At 64.0% G+C, this 19,367-nt stretch carries 16 protein-coding genes; 6 read left to right on the plus strand and 10 right to left on the minus strand.

Annotated features, from left to right (window positions below; all coding sequences use genetic code 11):
* Positions 1-29: 29 nt before the first annotated feature.
* From B4383_RS11860 to infC, 4 genes are all read right to left on the minus strand, one after another.
* Positions 30-809, minus strand: coding sequence for an RNA methyltransferase (locus B4383_RS11860; protein WP_078292681.1), 780 nt, complete (start codon positions 807-809; stop codon positions 30-32).
* Positions 810-841: 32 nt separating this feature from the next.
* Positions 842-1,231 carry a 50S ribosomal protein L20 gene (gene rplT / locus B4383_RS11865; protein WP_005058700.1) on the minus strand — a complete coding sequence of 130 codons (390 nt, stop codon included), beginning with the start codon at positions 1,229-1,231 and terminating at the stop codon, positions 842-844.
* 72 nt (positions 1,232-1,303) lie between these two features.
* Entirely contained in the window at positions 1,304-1,498 is a 195-nt protein-coding gene (gene rpmI / locus B4383_RS11870; protein ID WP_005058702.1) for a 50S ribosomal protein L35, read from the minus strand.
* 30 nt (positions 1,499-1,528) lie between these two features.
* Positions 1,529-2,143 carry a translation initiation factor IF-3 gene (gene infC, locus B4383_RS11875; protein WP_078292682.1) on the minus strand — a complete coding sequence of 205 codons (615 nt, stop codon included), beginning with the start codon at positions 2,141-2,143 and terminating at the stop codon, positions 1,529-1,531.
* A gap of 287 nt (positions 2,144-2,430) precedes the next feature.
* Between infC and B4383_RS11880 the strand changes: the two genes are divergently transcribed.
* From B4383_RS11880 to B4383_RS11895, 4 genes are all read left to right on the plus strand, one after another.
* Positions 2,431-2,784, plus strand: a complete 354-nt coding sequence (locus B4383_RS11880) for a DUF1844 domain-containing protein (protein ID WP_078292683.1) — start codon at positions 2,431-2,433, stop codon at positions 2,782-2,784.
* A gap of 85 nt (positions 2,785-2,869) precedes the next feature.
* Positions 2,870-6,142 carry a bifunctional lysylphosphatidylglycerol synthetase/lysine--tRNA ligase LysX gene (gene lysX, locus B4383_RS11885; RefSeq protein ID WP_286144000.1) on the plus strand — a complete coding sequence of 1,091 codons (3,273 nt, stop codon included), beginning with the start codon at positions 2,870-2,872 and terminating at the stop codon, positions 6,140-6,142.
* A gap of 77 nt (positions 6,143-6,219) precedes the next feature.
* Positions 6,220-7,596 (plus strand): alpha/beta hydrolase-fold protein, encoded by a 1,377-nt coding sequence (locus B4383_RS11890; protein ID WP_078292685.1) that lies wholly within the window; start codon positions 6,220-6,222, stop codon positions 7,594-7,596.
* Positions 7,597-7,629: 33 nt separating this feature from the next.
* A complete protein-coding gene (locus B4383_RS11895) occupies positions 7,630-7,890 on the plus strand; it encodes a hypothetical protein (RefSeq protein ID WP_078292686.1) in 261 nt (86 codons plus the stop codon).
* Here B4383_RS11895 and B4383_RS11900 read toward each other — a convergent pair.
* A complete protein-coding gene (locus B4383_RS11900) occupies positions 7,847-9,328 on the minus strand; it encodes an AMP-binding protein (RefSeq protein ID WP_078292735.1) in 1,482 nt (493 codons plus the stop codon). The genes B4383_RS11895 and B4383_RS11900 overlap by 44 nt on opposite strands.
* A 10-nt stretch (positions 9,329-9,338) precedes the next feature.
* Positions 9,339-12,293 (minus strand): excinuclease ABC subunit UvrA, encoded by a 2,955-nt coding sequence (uvrA, locus tag B4383_RS11905; RefSeq protein WP_078292687.1) that lies wholly within the window; start codon positions 12,291-12,293, stop codon positions 9,339-9,341.
* Positions 12,294-12,447: 154 nt separating this feature from the next.
* Between uvrA and B4383_RS11910 the strand changes: the two genes are divergently transcribed.
* Positions 12,448-13,125, plus strand: a complete 678-nt coding sequence (locus B4383_RS11910; protein WP_078292688.1) for an MBL fold metallo-hydrolase — start codon at positions 12,448-12,450, stop codon at positions 13,123-13,125.
* Between the two features lie 29 nt (positions 13,126-13,154).
* Here B4383_RS11910 and B4383_RS11915 read toward each other — a convergent pair whose 3' ends face one another.
* From B4383_RS11915 to B4383_RS11925, 3 genes are all read right to left on the minus strand, one after another.
* Positions 13,155-13,595, minus strand: a complete 441-nt coding sequence (locus tag B4383_RS11915) for a universal stress protein (protein WP_070939743.1) — start codon at positions 13,593-13,595, stop codon at positions 13,155-13,157.
* 184 nt (positions 13,596-13,779) lie between these two features.
* Positions 13,780-15,237 (minus strand): M20/M25/M40 family metallo-hydrolase, encoded by a 1,458-nt coding sequence (locus tag B4383_RS11920; RefSeq protein WP_078292689.1) that lies wholly within the window; start codon positions 15,235-15,237, stop codon positions 13,780-13,782.
* 13 nt (positions 15,238-15,250) lie between these two features.
* Complete coding sequence (locus B4383_RS11925) at positions 15,251-16,699, minus strand: MFS transporter (protein WP_078292690.1); 1,449 nt, start codon at positions 16,697-16,699, stop codon at positions 15,251-15,253.
* 46 nt (positions 16,700-16,745) lie between these two features.
* Here B4383_RS11925 and soxR point away from each other — a divergent pair, with 46 nt between their 5' ends.
* Entirely contained in the window at positions 16,746-17,198 is a 453-nt protein-coding gene (soxR, locus tag B4383_RS11930; RefSeq protein WP_078292691.1) for a redox-sensitive transcriptional activator SoxR, read from the plus strand.
* Here soxR and uvrB read toward each other — a convergent pair whose 3' ends face one another.
* Positions 17,199-19,358: an excinuclease ABC subunit UvrB gene (uvrB, locus tag B4383_RS11935; RefSeq protein ID WP_078292692.1), complete on the minus strand. Its 2,160-nt coding sequence runs from the start codon at positions 19,356-19,358 to the stop codon at positions 17,199-17,201.
* Positions 19,359-19,367: the final 9 nt, after the last annotated feature.

Below are 19,367 nucleotides of genomic sequence, written 5' to 3' on the forward strand. Positions count from 1 at the left end.
CGATCCGTGGAAGTTACTAGTACTCGTCGTTACGGCTTGTCGGATAGTACTGGAGGCCATTGACCGCGATGCATCCGCGCCGTGGCGTATAGGCAAATCGACGCGGCGCTCGCCAGATTGAGGCTTTCGGCTCCCCCGCGCATCGGGATGCTGATCCGATGCGTCGCCAGTGCGGCCGTCGCGCTGTCGAGCCCGTGCGCTTCGTTTCCGAAGATCCAGGCACAGGCCCCGGCCAGCACCGGATCGGCATCGTCGAGCGACAGCTCGCCGTCGAGGGTGGTGGCCAGCACTGCCCCACCCCGCGCGGTGAGGTCCGCGGCGATCCACGACGCATCTCCCTCAGGTACGACGGGGATGTTGAAAATGCTGCCCGCCGAGGCACGCAGGCTCTTGCCGTTGAACGGGTCGACACTGTTTCCCGCCAGTACCACGGCATCGGCGCCCATCGCGTCGGCAACGCGAATCAGGGTGCCCGCGTTGCCCGGCTCCGAGATATCAACGGCGACAACGACGAACCGTGGTGAAAGCGCGACGATCTGAGGCCACCTGGCCGCGATGGAACGGCACTCGGCTACCAGCCCGACCGGAGTCACGGTGTCGGATAATGCTTTCGCGGCACGTTCCGTCACCAGATGTATGGGTGCGTCAACCAAGAGGCCCGCGAATCGCTCCGCGGCAGCCTCGGTCGCGAAGACACGTTCTACCGCGCCGGACCGCAGTGCGGCCTCGACCAGGTTGGGGCCTTCCGCCAGAAAAAGACCGGCCCGCCGACGGGCGGCGGGCCGGTGCAGCTTGACCGCGTCGATCACTGTTTGTGACCGCTCAGTCAGAGCCGAGTTGCTCAGGCGGCTTCCCCGGCTGGAGCGTTGACGTCCTCAGGCAGCGCGGCCTTGGCAACCTCGACCAGCGCGGTGAACGCGGCCGCATCGCTGACAGCCAGCTCGGCGAGGTTCTTGCGGTCAACCTCGACGCCCGCGATCTTTAGGCCCTGGATGAATCGGTTGTAGGTGATGTCGTTGGCGCGAGCCGCGGCGTTGATACGCGCGATCCACAGCTTGCGGAACTCACCCTTGCGGGCGCGACGGTCCCGGTATGCGTAGGTCAGCGAGTGCAGCTGCTGCTCCTTGGCCTTGCGGTACAAGCGCGACCGCTGACCGCGGTAGCCCTTGGAGGCCTTCAGGATTGTCCGGCGCTTCTTCTGGGCGTTGACGGCCCTTTTCACGCGTGCCATAAGTTTTCCTTATTAGTGATTTCTAGTGATGCAGTGTGGTGCTGTGTATTGGGGTGGTCGTGAACGCGGCTGCTAGCCGGTCAGCATCTTCTTGACGCGCTTGGCGTCGTTCTCTGCAACCACGGCGCGGCCGTCGAGACGACGGGTGCGGCTGGTGGGCTTGTGCTCCAGCAGGTGGCGACGGTTCGCCTTCTGGCGCACGATCTTTCCGCTACCGGTGGTGCGGAAGCGCTTCGACGCACCGCTGTGGGTCTTGGCCTTGGGCATCTTGGTGTTCCCTGTCCTTCGTTTTCCGTACTAGGTCTGTTCGGTGGGCGCTTGCTCGGCCGGTGGGGCCGCCTGGGCTGGGGCCGGCCCTGCAGGAGCTTCGGCCTGCTGAGCTGCCTTGGCCCGGGTCTTCGCACCCCGGTGTGGCGCCAGCACCATCGTCATATTGCGGCCGTCCTGCTTCGCGGAGGTCTCCACGAAACCGAACTCGGCGACGTCTGCGCCGAGCCGCTGCAACAGCCGGTAGCCCAGTTCGGGCCTCGACTGTTCGCGTCCGCGGAACATGATCGTCACCTTGACCTTGGATCCGGCTTCCAAGAAGCGCACAACGTGGCCCTTCTTGGTTTCGTAGTCGTGATCGTCGATCTTCGGCCGAAGCTTTTGTTCCTTGACAACGGTCTGCTGCTGGTTCTTGCGAGACTCGCGCTCCTTCAGAGCCGTCTCGTACTTGAACTTGCCGTAGTCCATGATCTTGCAGACCGGAGGTCTGGCGTCTGGGGCTACCTCGACAAGGTCGAGATCGGCGTCTGCGGCGACGCGAAGCGCATCTTCGATCCGCACGATGCCGACCTGTTCGCCTTTCGGGCCGATCAAGCGGACTTCGGGTACGCGGATGCGTTCATTGATGCGGGTCTCAGTGCTGATGTGGCCTCCCTGGCTCGTCCTCTAACTGTCGTGACCGGAACACAGATCGACAGGGACATAAAGCGGGGTCCATCAGCACTCTGCTCATTACGAACAGAAAAGCCCTGCTCATGGCAGGGCCCGAAGCCGACCGGTCACGACGACATGCGCCGTTCTGCAGATCGCAGAACAACCACCCGGAGGTGGCTGGACCGGACCGCTGTACCGTATGGCCAGCGGTGGGAGCGGGACTCCACTTGATGTCCCCGACGGAGCCGGGAACGGTCGCGCATGACAGTCTAGCAGCCGTGACCGATGACCTTGACCATCACGACGAGCCCCTCACCGAGTCGATCCGCGAGCTCGCCGATATCCCGGCGATCGAGGTGATCACCAAGGCCATTGTGATGCTGATGAGCTCCAGTGCCGAGAAACTGGGCCTGTCCTCCCCTGATCCTGACGAAAGCCCACATCGTGATCTCGACGAGGCCCGTCGGCTGATCACCGCGCTCGCCGGTCTGGTGGCGGCCTCGGTCGAATACCTGGGCCCGCACGCCGCTCCGATCCGCGATGGATTGCAGAGTCTGCAGAAGGCATTCCGCGAAGCCAGCGCCGTCCCGGATGAACCCGGCCAGGGGCCCGGCGAGAAGTACTTGCGCTGAGCGTCAGTGAACTCCCAGCTACACGGCCTATCCTCGCTAGGTGACATCTGAGGTTTCTGTCTCACCGCCACTAGCCGGCCCGGGAATTGGCAAGACCCCCAAGCCGATTCCCTCACCCACCTCAACACTGCACTGGGTACCGACCTTCTTCGGGTGGCTCGTCGGGGTGTTCGCGGCGATGATCTTCCTGTCGAGTATCTCGCCGATCATCCGGCACCTGACACAGGTTCCCCGAGCGTTTATCGACGAGTATCTGTTCGACTGGCCGGATACCAGCCTCGCGTGGGCCTTCGTGCTATCGCTACTGGCTGCGGCACTCGCCGTACGCAAGAGCATGGCGTGGTGGATCCTGCTGATCAACCTGTCGGTGCTGTCGGCCCTGAATATCGGCGGTTTCATTCAGCATCGCGACACCGTCGAGATCCTCGGGCTGGTGCTCCACGGGGGCACGATCATTGTGCTGGTCCTCGCGCGTCGTGAGTTCTACGCGAAGGTGCGTCGCGGTGCGACGGTCAAGGCCGTTGCCGTGCTCATCGGCGGTTTGGCCCTCGGAACGCTCGTCGCCTGGAGTCTCACCGAAATGTTCCCGGGGACCTTGGCGCGATCCGATCGTTTTTGGTGGGCGCTGAACCGTGTGGCCGGGTTCTCCCTTGCAGGCCACGAATTCTTCGACGGTCATCCGCATCTGTTCCTCAACTGGCTCTTCGGTCTGTTCGGGGCGCTGGCCTTGATGTCCGCGGCAGTGGTGCTCTTCCGCTCCCAACGCGCGGTCAATGCGCTGACCGGCGACGACGAATCCCTGATTCGGGGTCTGCTGGATCGGTACGGGCAGGATGATTCCCTCGGATATTTCGCGACACGGCGCGACAAGGCGGTGATTTTCGCGCCCAATGGCCGCGCGGCCGTGACATATCGCGTGGAGGTCGGCGTCTGCCTGGTCAGCGCGGACCCCATCGGGGACAAGACGGCATGGAGCCAGGCCATTGCCGCATGGCTGCAGGTATGCCAGGCGTACGGCTGGGCGCCCGCGGTGATGGGCGCGAGCGCCGAGGGCGCGCTCGCCTACCGCGAACACGGCCTGAACGCACTGGAACTCGGCGACGAGGCGATCCTGTACCCGCGGTCATTCTCGATATCGGGTCCGCACATGGCGGCTGTCCGCCAGGCCGTCAACCGCGCCCGGCGCTCGGGACTGTCGGTGCGTATCCGCCGCCATCGTGAATTGACGGCGGACGAGGCGAGACAGATCATCACCAACGCCGACATGTGGCGTGACGGCAACACCGAGCGCGGCTTCTCGATGGCTCTCGGGCGGTTGGGGGACTCGACCGACGGCGACTGCCTCCTCGTGGAGGCTGTCGACCCGGACGACAACGCCGTCGCCATGCTGTCACTGGTGCCCTGGGGCGCCACTGGGGTGTCCCTCGAATTGATGCGCCGTTCGCGTCAATCGCCCAACGGCACCATCGAATTCATGGTTACCGAGCTACTCACCCGGGCAGAGGCCATGGGAATCACCCGGGTTTCTCTCAACTTCGTGATGTTCCGCTCCGTCTACGCGGACGGCTCCCGTATCGGCGCCGGCCCGGTGCTCCGGCTGTGGCGCTCGGTGTTGATGTTCGCCTCACGGTTCTGGCAGTTTGAACAGTTGTACCGCTCCAACGTGAAATATCAGCCCGAATGGGTGCCCCGATTCGCCTGCTACGAGGACGCCCGGCTCATCCCCCGGATCGGCATCGCATCGGTGATCGCCGAGGGGTTCCTGGTCTTACCGTTCGGCAATCGGGACAAGCCACGGCACACCGGTCAATACAGTGCGGTGCCTCAGGCCATCGTGGCAACCGGAATGCTGCACCACGATGGCACCGCCCCCGACCTGCCGCCGCAGCCCACGGCTCTGCAGCGGGTGCCCGAGCAAGTCAAGGTGCGGCTCGGCAAGCTTGCCGCCTTGCGGGAGCGAGGAATCGACGCCTACCCGGCCGGCTCACCGCCCAGCCACACCGTCGCCGAGGCGCTGGCCGCCGCCGAGGGTACCGAGGTCGTCGTCAGCGGTCGTCTGCTGCGCATCCGTGACTATGGCGGTGTGCTTTTCGCACAGCTGCGCGACTGGTCGGCAGAGGTACAGCTGCTCATCGACGACCCACTCCTGCACGAAGAGTTCACCGCCGCCATCGATCTCGGCGACCTGGTCGAGGCCAGTGGGGTCATGGGCCAGTCGCACAATGGCACCCGGTCCGTGCTGGTGCGATCGTGGCGAATCATCGGTAAGTGCCTGCATCCGTTGCCCGATAAGCGCAAGGGTCTCACCGACCCCGAGGCGCGGGTGCGCGCTCGATACCTTGATCTGGCGATCAACCCAGAGGCCCGGCACCAGATCGCGGCGCGCAGCGCGATCATCACGTCTCTGCGCAACACCTTGCTATCGCAGGGATTCTTAGAGGTCGAGACGCCGATCCTGCAACAGGTACACGGTGGAGCCAACGCGCGCCCATTCCTGACACATATCAACGCCTACAACCTCGACCTGTATCTGCGCATCGCGCCCGAGCTGTATCTCAAGCGACTCTGCGTGGGCGGCGTGGAAAGGGTCTTCGAACTGGGCCGGGCCTTCCGCAATGAGGGTGTCGACTTCAGCCATAACCCCGAATTCACCCTGCTGGAGGCGTATCAGGCTCATGCCGATTATCTGACATGGGCCAAGACAACCCAACAGCTGATCCAGAACGCCGCGAGGGCAGCGCACGGTAGCGAAGTGGTGATGCGGGCGGGTGGAGAAGGCGCGGACGGGAAGCTGGCCCCCGTCGATATCAGCGGCGAGTGGCCGATCATCCCAGTGCACCAGGCGGTCTCGGCGGCCCTCGGCGAACAGGTCGACGCGACAACGGAAGTGCCTACGCTGCAACGGTTCTGCCGATCGGCGGAGGTGCAGTTCAATCCGAGGTGGGATGCCGGGCACCTGGCGCTCGAGCTCTACGAGCAGCTCGTCGAAAAGCACACCACCACACCCACGTTCTACAGCGACTTTCCGGTGTCGGTGTCCCCGCTGACGCGCCCACACCGGAGCATCGAGGGTCTCGCCGAGCGGTGGGATCTGGTGGCCTGGGGTGTCGAGCTTGGCACCGCGTACACCGAGTTGACCGACCCGGTGGAGCAACGTCGACGCCTGTACGAGCAGTCGCTTCTCGCGGCGGGCGGTGACGCCGAGGCCATGGAACTCGACGAGGACTTCCTGCGTGCGATGGAATATGCGATGGCGCCCACCGGCGGTATGGGTATGGGGGTCGACCGTGTGGTCATGCTCATCACGGGGCGCAGCATTCGCGAGACCCTGCCGTTCCCGCTGGCCAAACCCCGATAACCACGACGAACCTGTTCGGATTCCGTACCCGGACTCCTCGAATACCTGACAGATAATTCACAGGTAACTAGGCCATCATAGGTGCCGTGTCCGGTCATGACATCTCGTTGTTACATGGGAGCTTCTCAGTCTCCATGCAGGTCATTGCCGGTTTTGCGCTCGTCATCGCGATAGGAATGCGTACTCGTCAGTGGTTTCAGCGCTGGCTACCCGTAGCGGTAGCCGTCGGCGCCACCCTTGCCATGTGGGCCTATTGGTACATCAACTCCGAGGGCTGGGCCGACAGAGGAAACCCCGCGCCACTCATGCTGTGGGTGTGGATCGCGCTCACCGGGGTCGCCGCCACGGTCCTGTTGGTCGGCTGGCGCACGGCGCACTGGTGGCGTCGCGCTGTCGCGTTCACCGCGGTGCCACTCGCACTCCTTTCCGGATCACTGATGCTGAATCAATGGACGGGCTACGTGCGCAGCGTCCAGTCCGGGTGGGCACAGTTGACCGCCGGACCGCTGCCCAACCAGGCCGATATGGCCACGGTGACCGCCGCTCGCGAGGAGCGCCGCGGCCCGACGATGACCAAGGGCAAGCTCGTACCGGTGGATATCCCGGCCGACGCCAGCGGATTTCGCCATCGCCAGGAGATCGTCTACCTGCCACCGGCTTGGTTCGACTCCACCCGCACCCAGCTGCCGACAATCATGATGATCGGCGGCGAGTTCAACACCCCGAGTGACTGGATTCGCAGCGGGAACGCGGTCGAGGCGGCGGATGCCTTCGCCAGCCAGCACGGCGGGAACGCCCCCGTCATGGTGTTCGTCGACGCGGGCGGCTCGTTCAACAACGACACCGAATGTGTCAACGGCCCGCGCGGTAACTCCGCCGACCATCTCACGAAGGACGTCGTCCCGTTCATGGTGTCGCGTTTCGGGGTCAGCCCACGGCCGCAGAACTGGGGCCTAGTGGGCTGGTCGATGGGTGGCACGTGCGCGGTAACGCTTGCCGTCAAACACCCCGAATTGTTCAGCGCCTTCGAGGATATCGCCGGTGACATGTCGCCGAACACCGGAAACAAGACGCAGACCATTGCCCGTCTTTTCGGCGGTGACACGTCGGCATGGGAGCAGTTCGATCCGGCAACGGTGATGTCGCGTCATGGGCAGTATGCGAACACCGCCGGGTGGTTCGACGTCAACGGACTACATCGAGCGGGATCCGGAGCGATCACCAGTACCGGAGCGGCCCCGGGCGCCTCGGCCGCCGTTCCGCTGAGCGATCAGGACCGTGCCGCGCACCGCCTGTGCGAGATCGGTGCGGCGCAAGGGATCTCATGCACGGTGCAGCACAAGCCCGGCGAACACAAGTGGCCATTCGCGCAGACGGCGTTCACCTCGGCACTCCCCTGGATGGCGGGCCGGATCGGCACGCCCACGGTGCCTGATGCGCCGTTGCCACGCTAACTGTTCTGCCCAGGCGGAGTAGCGTCGAGCGGTATGTCCGATACGCCTGATCCGGGATACACCGACAGCGGTGTGCCAACCTTCGAGTCGGTGCGCGAGAAGATCGAAACCCGATCCGGCACGGCTGCCGGTTCCGCCGAGCTGGACGCCGAAAGCGATGAGGGCCGTGCGGCAGAGGAGCAGTTCGAGGCCAGAGCCCGGGCAGCCGCCGAGCGGCTCGAAGAAATCCGTAGGTCGATGCGCGAGGAAGCTAGCCCGTCGCGGCCCGACGGGCAATCGCCTGCTCACGGATGAGGCTGCGACGGACCTTGCCTGAGTCCTCACGCAGCGGCTCCTCGACAAATTCGATGGTGCGCGGAACTTTGTACCGGACAATCTCGTCGAGCAGATACTCGCGCAGCTGGTCCTCGGTCACAGTGCCCTCGGCGTGTACCACCGCATGCACAACCTGCCCGAGGTCGTCATCGGGTAGCCCTACAACAACGCTGTCGACCACTCCGGGGTAACCGTTCATGACGGATTCCACTTCCGCGGGAAACACATTCGCTCCGCCTGTCACGATCAGGTCGGTACGACGATCACTCATGTAGAGGTAGCCATCGTCATCGAGCCACCCGAGATCTCCGATGGACTCCCAGGTTCCAACCCGCTTAATCTCAGCACCAAGGTATTTGTAGGGCTTGGGCGTTCCCTCCCACGGGCGCATGAAGATCTCCCCCACCTCCCCGGAAGGCAGCGGGTTTCCCTCCTCGTCCAGGATCGTCAGTTCACCGAGCGCAGGCTTACCGACGGAGCCCCGGTGAGCCAGCCATTCCTGTCCGGTGATGATGGTTCCGCCGATGGCCTCGGTGCCCGCGTACAGCTCCCAGATCGCTTCCGGGCCCAGCAGATCGATCCACGCTTGTTTCAACCACACCGGACACGGAGCAGCCATGTGCCACAACACCCGAATGGTGGACAGGTCGAATCGGCCGGGGTGCTGACGCACCTCGCGCAGTATGCGCGACATCATCGTGGGCACCACCTGCAACCAGGTGACCTTGTGGGTGTCGATCAGTTCGAGCGCTTGTAGCGCGTCGAACTTCGGCTGCACGATCAGATGATGGCCCAGTAGGAGTCCGTATGACGAAAACATCAGCGGCGCATTGTGATACAGCGGACCGGCGACGAGCTGAGCATCTTCCGGCAGCATGCCCATGATCTCACCGGCCGCCGGGCCGGTGATGGCTGCGGGACTGGGGGCGAGGATGATCTTCGGCCGGCCGGTACTGCCTCCGGAGGTAGGTGCCTTCCAGGCCGGCGATACCACTTCCGGCAGCGGCCCGGCGGCATGGTCTTCTGCCAGGGGTTCGAATCCCGCCTGCACACACACTCGATCCGGATGATCGGCCGGATCGACCCCCACCACAAGCGCGGAGTCGGCGAGCTCGACAATTGCCCGGCGTTCCGCGAGCGGTAGACGCCAAGACACCGGCTGTGGGGTGGCACCGAGCTTCCACACCGCGATCTGGGCCGCGAAGAATTCCACCGAGTTGGGCAACCCGATAGTGACGAGGTCGCCCTGCCGTACACCGAGACGTTGGTAGGCGTGCGCCAACGCGGTAGCACGCCGCTCCAGTTCGGCCCTGGTGACCGATTCGGTACCGCAGGTGATCGCCGGGGCATCGGGCGACGATTCCGCGAGGTTGGCGAGGATGCGAACGAACGGTTCACCAACTGCCGCGTCAGTCATGAATGCCACCCTAGACCGGCGTGACAACCTTCCTGGTACGCGGTTTGGCGGGCGGCTTTCCGGCGCTCTTGGACGGGGCCTTCGCGGGAGTCTTACCGTTCCGGACGGGCTTGGGCAACAGGTCCACCAGGAACTCACCGGTATAGCTGCCCGTGGTCTGTGCCACCGACTCGGGTGCGCCCTGTGCCACTACGGTGCCGCCTCCCGACCCACCCTCGGGGCCCATGTCGATGACCCAGTCCGACGTCTTGACGACATCGAGGTTGTGCTCGATGACGATGACGGTGTTGCCCTTGTCGACCAAGCCGTTGATCACGGTGAGCAGCTTGCGGATGTCCTCGAAATGAAGACCGGTGGTGGGCTCGTCGAGGATGTACACGGTCTTGCCCGTCGAACGCTTCTGCAGCTCCGCGGCCAATTTGACGCGCTGCGCCTCACCGCCGGAGAGCGTTGGAGCCGGCTGTCCCAGCCGCACATAACCCAGGCCGACCTCCACCAGCGTGTTCAGATACCGGTGGATAGAGGTGATGGGCTCGAAGAACTCGGCGGCTTCCTCGATGGGCATGTCCAGCACCTGCGCGATGGTCTTGCCCTTGTAGTGGACCTCGAGCGTTTCCCGGTTGTAGCGCGCACCGTGGCACACCTCGCACGGCACGTACACATCAGGCAGAAAGTTCATCTCGATCTTGATAGTGCCGTCGCCCGTGCAGGCCTCGCAGCGACCGCCCTTGACGTTGAAGGAGAACCGGCCCGGTTGATAACCACGCACCTTGGCCTCGGTGGTCGCCGCGAACAGCGTGCGAATCTTGTCGAAGACCCCGGTGTAGGTCGCCGGATTGGAGCGGGGTGTACGCCCGATCGGCGATTGGTCGACCCGCACGAGCTTGTCGACCTGGTCCAAACCAGTCACTCGGGTGTGCCGCCCGGGCACCTGGCGTGCGCCGTTGAGCTTGTTGGCCAACACGGTAGCGAGGATGTCGTTGACCAGCGTCGACTTCCCCGAACCCGACACTCCGGTGACCGAGGTCAGCACCCCGAGCGGGAAGGAGACGTCAATGTCCTTGAGGTTGTGCTCGCGCGCGCCGACCACGGTGACCTGACGCTTGGAGTCGATCGTGCGACGCATCAGCGGTAGCGGAATGCTTTCCGCGCCAGAAAGATACGCGCCGGTGACGGAGTTCTTGTTTTTCAGCAGCTCGGCGTAGGTGCCACTGTGCACCACCCGCCCACCGTGCTCCCCCGCGGCCGGTCCGATGTCGACGACCCAGTCGGCGTGTTTGATGGTGTCCTCGTCGTGCTCGACGACGATCAACGTGTTGCCGAGATCCCTGAGCCGCGTGAGTGTTTCAATGAGTCTGCGGTTATCGCGCTGGTGCAGACCGATGGACGGCTCATCGAGTACATAAAGCACACCCACCAGCCCAGAGCCGATCTGGGTGGCCAGGCGGATGCGCTGTGCCTCGCCGCCGGACAACGTGCCCGCGGCACGCGACAACGACAAATACTGAAGGCCGACGTCCAGTAGGAAGCCCAGCCGGAACTGGACTTCCTTGAGAACCTGCCCGGCGATGGCTTGTTCGCGGTGCCCGAGTGTCAATGCATTGAGGAATTGCGCGCATTCGGCGATGGACAGGTCACAGACCTGCGCAATCGACTTGGTCCCGTGCTCACCGGCGGTCAAGGTGACGGAGAGGATCTCCGGCTTCAGGCGGGTTCCCTTGCACTCGGGGCACGGAATGTCTCGCATGAAGCCCTCATAGCGCTCCTTCGCCCATTCGGACTCGGTCTGCTCCATGCGCCGTTGCAGAAACGCCAGTACGCCTTCGAACTCTGCGTAGTACGAACGCGTGCGGCCATACCGGTTCTTGTATCTGACATGGACCTGCTCCGAAGAGCCATCCAGAAGCGCCTTCTTGGCCGCCGCCGGAAGTTTCTTCCAGGGGGTGTCCACGTCGAACCCGAGGGCGTCGCCCAGCCCTGCCATGAGCCGGACGAAGTAGTCGGCGTTCTGCCCCATTGACCAGGGTGCGATGGCGCCCTCGGCGAGGGTCATGTCCGGGTCGGGGACCACGAGGTCGGGGTCGACTTCCTTCTTTATCCCCAGACCCGCGCACTCGGGGCAGGCGCCATAGGGCGAGTTGAAGGAAAACGACCGTGGTTCAAGATCGTCCACGGCGAGCGGGTGGCCATTAGGGCAGGCGAGTTTCTCGGAGAACCTGCGTTCGCGCTGCGGAGAGTCCTCGTCGGCATCGACGAACTCGAGCACCACGATGCCGTCGGCAAGGCGCAGGGCCGTCTCCACCGAGTCCGTCAGTCGCTGCTTGGCGCTGTTCTTGACGGCAAGACGGTCGATGACCACCTCGATATCGTGCTTCTCCTGCTTCTTGAGCTTGGGCGGATCGGTGAGCGAATGCACCACACCGTCAACTCGAATACGGCTGTATCCCTGGGAGTTCAGCTGTTCGAAGAGGTCAACGAACTCGCCCTTGCGGGTGCGCACCACGGGAGCGAGCACCTGGAATCGCAGGCCCTCCTCCATGTCCAGCACCTGGTCGACGATCTGCTGCGGGGTCTGCTTGGCGATCTTCTCCCCGCATACCGGGCAATGCGGCGTGCCGGCCCGCGCATACAGCAGACGCAGGTAGTCGTAGACCTCGGTGATGGTGCCCACGGTGGACCGAGGGTTGCGGTTGGTGGATTTCTGGTCGATGGACACCGCGGGAGACAGCCCCTCGATGAAATCGACATCGGGCTTGTCCATCTGCCCCAGGAACTGGCGGGCATACGCAGACAGCGACTCGACGTACCTGCGTTGCCCCTCGGCGAAGATGGTATCGAAGGCCAGGCTCGACTTCCCGGATCCGGAGAGACCCGTAAAGACGATGAGGCTGTCTCGGGGTAGGTCAAGGTCGATACCGCGCAGGTTGTGCTCACGCGCGCCCCGCACGATCAGACGGTCGGCCACCTGTCTCCTTTCACACTGCCCCAATGTGCAGGTGTTTTCGCATCGCTCAGCCCTTGTAATCCCATGCGGAATCCAGGCAGGCCGAGTCGTCGACTCCATGCTAGGACGAGGCACCGACAACCCTCGCGTCACGAGGGGCCAGTACGGTGAAACCATGACCTCGATCACCATCGATGATGACTACTCAGGCCACATCGAGCCGGGCTCCGGCGTGGCTCGTCGCACCGTGGACGGCGCGACCATCATCAAGGCCTCGGTGGGGCCGATGGACAACAACGCATACATCGTGACATGCGCGAACACCGGCAAGTCACTGCTGATCGACGCGGCCAACGATGCGGAACGGCTGGCCACCCTGCTGGACGAGAACGCCCCGAATATCGCGCTCATTGTCACCACGCATCAACACTTCGATCACTGGCAGGCCCTTGAGGCGATCGTGGACAAGACCCAATCCCCGAGTGCCGCACATGATTTGGATGCCGGACCGCTTCCTGTGCCGCCCACGACGCTGCTGGCGGGGGGCGACAGCTTCGATATCGGTGACCTGCACTTCGACGTGATCCACCTGCGCGGACACACGCCGGGCTCGGTGGCCCTGGCGTTCACCGCGGGGGGTGTGACGCACCTGTTCACCGGCGATTCACTCTTTCCAGGTGGTGTCGGAAAGACCTTCAGCCCCGAAGACTTCAATCAGCTGCTCGACGATGTCAGCGAACGACTCTTCGGCACATACGCCGACTCCACGGTCGTATACCCCGGACATGGTGACGACACCACGTTGGGCGCCGAGCGCGAATCGCTCGGCGAATGGCGCGAACGAGGCTGGTAAGCCCCGCCCCGTTCGCGCGCGCCGGATCTTTAGGTGGTGTGAACGATCAGCACGTCGCACCGGGAGCGTCGTGCGACATCCGAGGGAACCGAACCCAGCAGCCGTCCGGCGATGGTGTTCAGACCGACATTGCCGACGACCAGCAGATCAGCCTTGGAATCCACCACCAGATCCAGCAGCGCATCCACCGGCGCTCCCTCGATCGAGCGTTCTTCCACGCTCGTCGCGCCCGCTGCTGCTGCGCGCTCGCGGGCGGTGCGCAGGATGTCGTAGACGGGCGCCTTGCCGGTGACCTTGTACGCGTCATCCTTGAGTACATCGGCCGAGTGGGGGTTGTTCTCCGGGAAGTACGCGGTCGCGACGATGAGCTTGGCACCGGCAGCGCCCGCGATGGCTCCAGCGCGGTCGACCGCCCGGTACGACGAATCCGATCCGTCGGTACCGACAACGACAGTGCTGTATGCACTCATGAAAGGTCCTCCAGTTCCATTTGACCAGGCCAGATGAGATTAGCCGGGAAGGGCCCCGGCCATGCGCCATTTGGCTGATTGTGTCGGGCTATGCCGGTGATTTTCCCTCGCCGGGTGCGCACGCAGGTATGGCCTGCGCCTCAATCCCGCTATGAGGACCATCACGCGCCAATACGCCACGCGGTCACCCGCCGTTGGAGTAGAGCTTGACGACTTGATAGAGAAATGCCCGTCCGTCGTATAGGGACTTCACCTGGATTCGCTCATCGAGGCCATGCGCGTGGGTCTCTCCGGGCTGGGCGAAAATGCCACTGAGGCCATACACCGGAGTCTTCCCGAAGTAGATGGCATCGGTTGCTCCGGTGGACATGCTCGGGACCAGCGGCACACCCGGCCACAGGGATCCGGCGACAGCCTTGATGGGATCGACGATCCGCGGTGTCAGCGGCGGCACACTGGCCACGTTGGTGCGGAACGCCTCGGCGGGCTTCACCGTGATCTTGGGGTCATTGACGGCCTTCACGATGGCTCCTTGAACGGCCTCTTGAACCGACCCGGCACCGCTGCCGGGCACTATGCGGCAGTTCACATTCGCGGTGGCGCGTTGCGGTAGCGCGTTGTTGGCATGTCCGCCTTCGATTTTCGTGGGGACGCAGGTGGTGCGCAGCATTGCGTTGTAGAGCGGGTTTCTGGACAGCACAGATGTCGCCGCCGGGTCTTGCGGGTTGGCGACAATCGCCGACATCGCGTGACCTACCTCTCCCGGTTGCAGCGGGGCCTGTGCAGTGAAGTACGCCCGGGTCACGTCGTTGAGCTGGACGGGGAACGGCACGGCGGCGAGCCGGTCCAGACCGGCCCCGAGTGCCTGTATCGCGTTGAACGGTCGGGGCTGGCTGCTGTGTCCGCCCTCGTCGGTGACCTCCAGGGTGAAGTCTTGGTAGATCTTCTGGCCCGCCTGGATTTCCAGCAGGATGGGTTTGTTGTCTTCGTCGAGGTCGCCGCCGGCGCCTTCATTGACGACGAATTCGGCATCGACAAGCTCGGGCCGGTTCTGATGGAGCCACTCGGCGCCGTTGACCTGCCCGCCACCTTCTTCGCCGCAGGTGAGCGCCACGCGAATCGGGCGTTTCGGCACGAAGTTCTCTGCGCGGTACCGGATGAGGCTGTCCACGAAGATCGCGGCCATCGCCTTGTCGTCCTCGGCACCGCGGGCATAGAAGTATCCGCTCTCCTCGACGAGGGTGAACGGATCACGCTTCCAGTCCTCACGTTTGGCTTCGACAACATCGATATGCGCCAGCAACAGAATGGGTTTGGCACCCGCATCGGACCCGGCAAGCGTCGCGACAAGTCCGCCGTCCTTGGGGTGATCGGGCGGGCTGAACAGCACCAGGTCCTTGTCGGTGTATCCGGCGGACTTGAGACGATCGGCCATCTTCTGTGCGGCCTCGGTGCAACTCCCCTGCGATGCGGTCGTATTGGTCTCGATCAACTCCCGGTACAGATCGCGAAACGCGCCGCGATCGTCAGTGGTGGAGGGGTTGCTACTTGCCGGCGAGCTCTGATTCTGCGGCGTGCCGCAGGAGGCAATGGTGAGCACGGCGGCCGTCAGGGCGAGAATCCGATGCATGGTTTCGTTCATACACCCGTAACGCCTACGAAGGAGCCCGAACCGTGCCTTCCGCTCGCCTATCCGTCACGTCAGCTGTCCCGCCGGGACCGGGTCCTGCGCGAAACACCCTGGAGGACACCACAACACCCGAGAGCACCGTCGCGGCGAAACCCAGGAACAGCAGGTGCGCACCGCGCGTGGCCGATCCACCGAGATTGACCAGCACTCCGGCCAGCCCGGCACCGAAGGCTCCGGCGATCAGCTGCACGGTGCTGATGGCGGCTGCGGCCGCACCACTTTCGGTCGGATCGGACGACACTGACATCGCCGCGGACGCCAGGTGTGGCCAGGCCATGCCGATACCGGCACCGGTCACCGCGAAACCGATCGCCCACAGGGCGATCTCCAGAACGCTGGCGCCATCACACTGGAGCACACCGGCCAGGACCAGCCCTGCGGCAACCACAAGGGGAGCGACCGTCACCACACGTGCGACGGTCCTTGGCGTGGCCGATGCGCTGATCATCTCGCCGACGGTCCACCCGAATGCCAAGGTGGCCCCGAGGAATCCGGCGGCAACCGGGACCAGGTGTCCGAGGCGCTGACCAAAGAACGGAATGTACGTCTCGACCATCGAGGCCACCGCCAGCACTGCGATGGTCAGGTAGATCCACTTCAGCGGGTTGCGTGCGAAGACCGCCTTGGGGAGTACCCATACCGTAGAGCGGCGATCGAGTGTGACGAACAGGACCACCAGTGCCGCCGCGCCGGCGATCAGCCCCACCATGGCCGGCAGCGACGATTGAAGCCCGGCCACGGCCACCAGGCTGGCAGCTGTCGTGAGCACCAGCAGGGACCGCACCGGAACGCTATGCCGGCCAGCCTCGGTGTTCGCACTCTCCGGTCGCGTCAGCACATAGGGCACCATGGCGGCGATGCAGAGGGTGATCACCGTCAACGACGCGAACGCCCACCGCCACAACCCGAATTGGGCGAACAGCCCACCGGCCGCGGGGCCCACAAAGGTACCCACCCCCCACATTGCCGACGTGAACGCTGAGGCGTGTGTCCATAGCCGCTGTGGCAGTGCAAGATTAATGACGGCATAGGCGAGTCCGGCCAGCAGTCCGCCCGCCGCACCCTGGACCGCGCGTCCGGCGAGCATGACGTGCATTTCCGGAGCCACCGCACATACGACGGTGCCCGCGGCGAACGCGCTGAACGCGAGTAGATAGGCGCCGCGTGGACCGGCCCAGCCAAGAAGGGGGCTCACCACCGTGGCGGCACTCACCGAAGCGATCAGATACAGCGTTGTCACCCACGCGTAGAAACGTTCCCCACCGATATCGGCAACGGCGCTCGGCAACAGGCTGGTGGTGAGGTACACATTGGTCGCGTACAGCGCCACTCCACCGGCGAGCACCGTAACGATGCCGAGTTGCCGCCCGCACAACAGATCCCGCCAGCTGCCGGTCGCCACGTCGTGAGTCATGCCGACACGCTATGAGCTAAAGTGCACTTGAGATCAAGGAGGCCTGATGAAGGACAAGGCCGAGCTGTTGCCGATCGGAGAGGTGGCCAGGCGTTCCGGAATCGCGGTATCCGCGGTGCGGTACTACGCAGACATCGGCCTGATCCCCGCCGAGCGCACGTCCGGCAATGCACGGGTGTTCCGGCGCCATGCGTTGCGCCGCATCTCTCTGATCCGGGTCGCCACAGGATTCGGCATCCCGTTATCGGAGGTCGCCGAGGTGCTGTCGAGCCTCCCGGATGACCGGGCACCGAGTACGCGTGACTGGCAACGAATCTCGCGCCAGTGGCATTCACATCTGGAAGAGCGCAAGAACGCCATCGCAGATATGCAGGAGAAGCTCACCGGGTGCATCGGCTGCGGGTGCCTGTCGATGACGAAGTGCACACTGTTCAATCCCGCCGACGTACTTGCCGAGGACGGGTCGACCGGTGCACTCCTGCTCGCCGAGCCGGGCTGATTACTTGAGGCCCGCGGCGTCCATACCGCGTAATTCCTTCTTCAGATCCGCGATTTCGTCACGGAAGCGCGCCGCGAGCTCGAACTGCAGATCGCGCGCCGCCGCCATCATCTGCTCGGTCATGTCCTTGATCAGGTCGGCCAGCTGCGCGCGCGGCATGCTCTTGGTATCACGGCCTTCGAATACCCCGGCACTCACCGCGCGACCCGGCTCGCCCTGTGCCCGCCTACCGCGACTGGAGTTGCGGCCGGATCCACCCACCGCCACTTCCTCGGTGTCCTCGGCTTCGCGGTATACCTGGTCGAGAATGTCAGCGATCTTCTTGCGCAATGGCTGTGGGTCTATCCCGTTCGCCTCGTTGTAGGCGACCTGCTTGGCACGCCGCCGATCGGTCTCGTAGATGGCCTCTTTCATCGAGTCCGTCATGGTGTCGGCGTACATGTGCACCTCGCCGGAGACGTTGCGCGCGGCGCGACCGATGGTCTGAATCAGACTCCTACTGGACCGCAGAAATCCCTCCTTATCGGCGTCGAGAATGGCGACCAACGACACCTCGGGTAGGTCCAGACCCTCCCGAAGGAGGTTGATACCGACGAGGACGTCGTACTCGCCGAGCCGGAGCTGACGCAGCAACTCCACCCGCCGCAGGGTGTCGACCTCCGAATGCAGGTAACGCACCCGAATACCCATCTCCAACAGATAGTCGGTGAGGTCCTCGGCCATCTTCTTCGTCAGCGTCGTCACCAGCACGCGCTCATCGGCCTCGGTGCGTTGACGAATCGAGGCGATGAGATCGTCGATCTGCCCCTTGGTGGGTTTGACGACCACCTTCGGATCCACCAGTCCGGTGGGCCGGATCACCTGCTCCACGAACTCGCCGCCGGCGGCGCTGCGCTCGTAGTTCCCGGGCGTCGCTGACAGATACACGGTCTGCCCAATTCGCTGGGAGAACTCCTCCCAGGTGAGGGGACGGTTGTCCACCGCCGACGGCAATCGGAAGCCGAAGTCCACCAGGTTCCGTTTACGCGACATGTCGCCCTCGTACATGGCGCCGATCTGCGGAACCGTCACATGCGACTCGTCGATGACGAGCAGAAAGTCGTCCGGGAAGTAGTCCAGCAGCGTGGCGGGTGGCGTACCGGCGCCGCGCCCGTCGATATGCCGCGAGTAGTTCTCGATACCCGAGCAGAAGCCAACATTGCGCATCATCTCGATGTCGTAGTTGGTGCGCATCCGCAGTCGCTGGGCCTCCAGCAGCTTGCCCTGGCCTTCCAGCTCGGATAAGCGCTCCTCGAGCTCCTGCTCAACACCAACGAGCGCCTTCTCCATCCGGTCCGGCCCCGCCACATAATGTGTGGCCGGAAAGATCCGTAACGAATCAGTTTGACGCACAACGTCTCCGGTAAGTGGATGCAGATAGTAGAGCGCCTCCACCTCGTCACCGAAGAACTCGATACGGACCGCCAGCTCCTCATACGAGGGAATGATCTCGACGGTGTCGCCGCGGACCCGGAAGGTGCCCCGAGTGAATGCCACGTCATTGCGGTTGTACTGCATGTCGACCAGTAACCGCAGCAGCGCGTCCCGGGGCACTTCGAGCCCGACATCCAATTGCACGGAGCGATCCAAATAGGACTGCGGGGTGCCCAGACCGTAGATGCACGAGACCGATGCCACCACCACCACGTCGCGCCGGGACAGCAGGTTGGACGTCGCGGAGTGCCGCAAGCGCTCCACATCGTCGTTGATGGAGCTGTCCTTCTCGATATAGGTGTCGGTCTGAGCGATATACGCTTCCGGCTGGTAGTAGTCGTAGTACGACACGAAGTACTCGACAGCATTGTGCGGCAGCATCTCCCGGAGCTCGTTGGCGAGCTGCGCGGCGAGAGTCTTGTTCGGCGCCATGACGAGCGTCGGCCGTTGCAACCGCTCGATGAGCCAGGCCGTGGTCGCCGACTTACCGGTACCCGTGGCACCGAGCAGCACCACATCCTTCTCCCCCGCCCGAACTCTGCGTTCGAGCTCGGCGATGGCACCGGGTTGGTCACCCGCGGGCTCATACTCACTGACGACCTCGAATCGCGCATCGGCACGCAGGATGTCCGTGACTGGGCGGTACTCGGAATGCGCAACGATGGGGTGTTCTGTTGCGAAAGCCATGAACCCAGA

The sequence above is a fragment of the Mycobacterium sp. D16R24 genome, assembly GCF_002013385.1.
Classification (GTDB): domain Bacteria; phylum Actinomycetota; class Actinomycetes; order Mycobacteriales; family Mycobacteriaceae; genus Mycobacterium.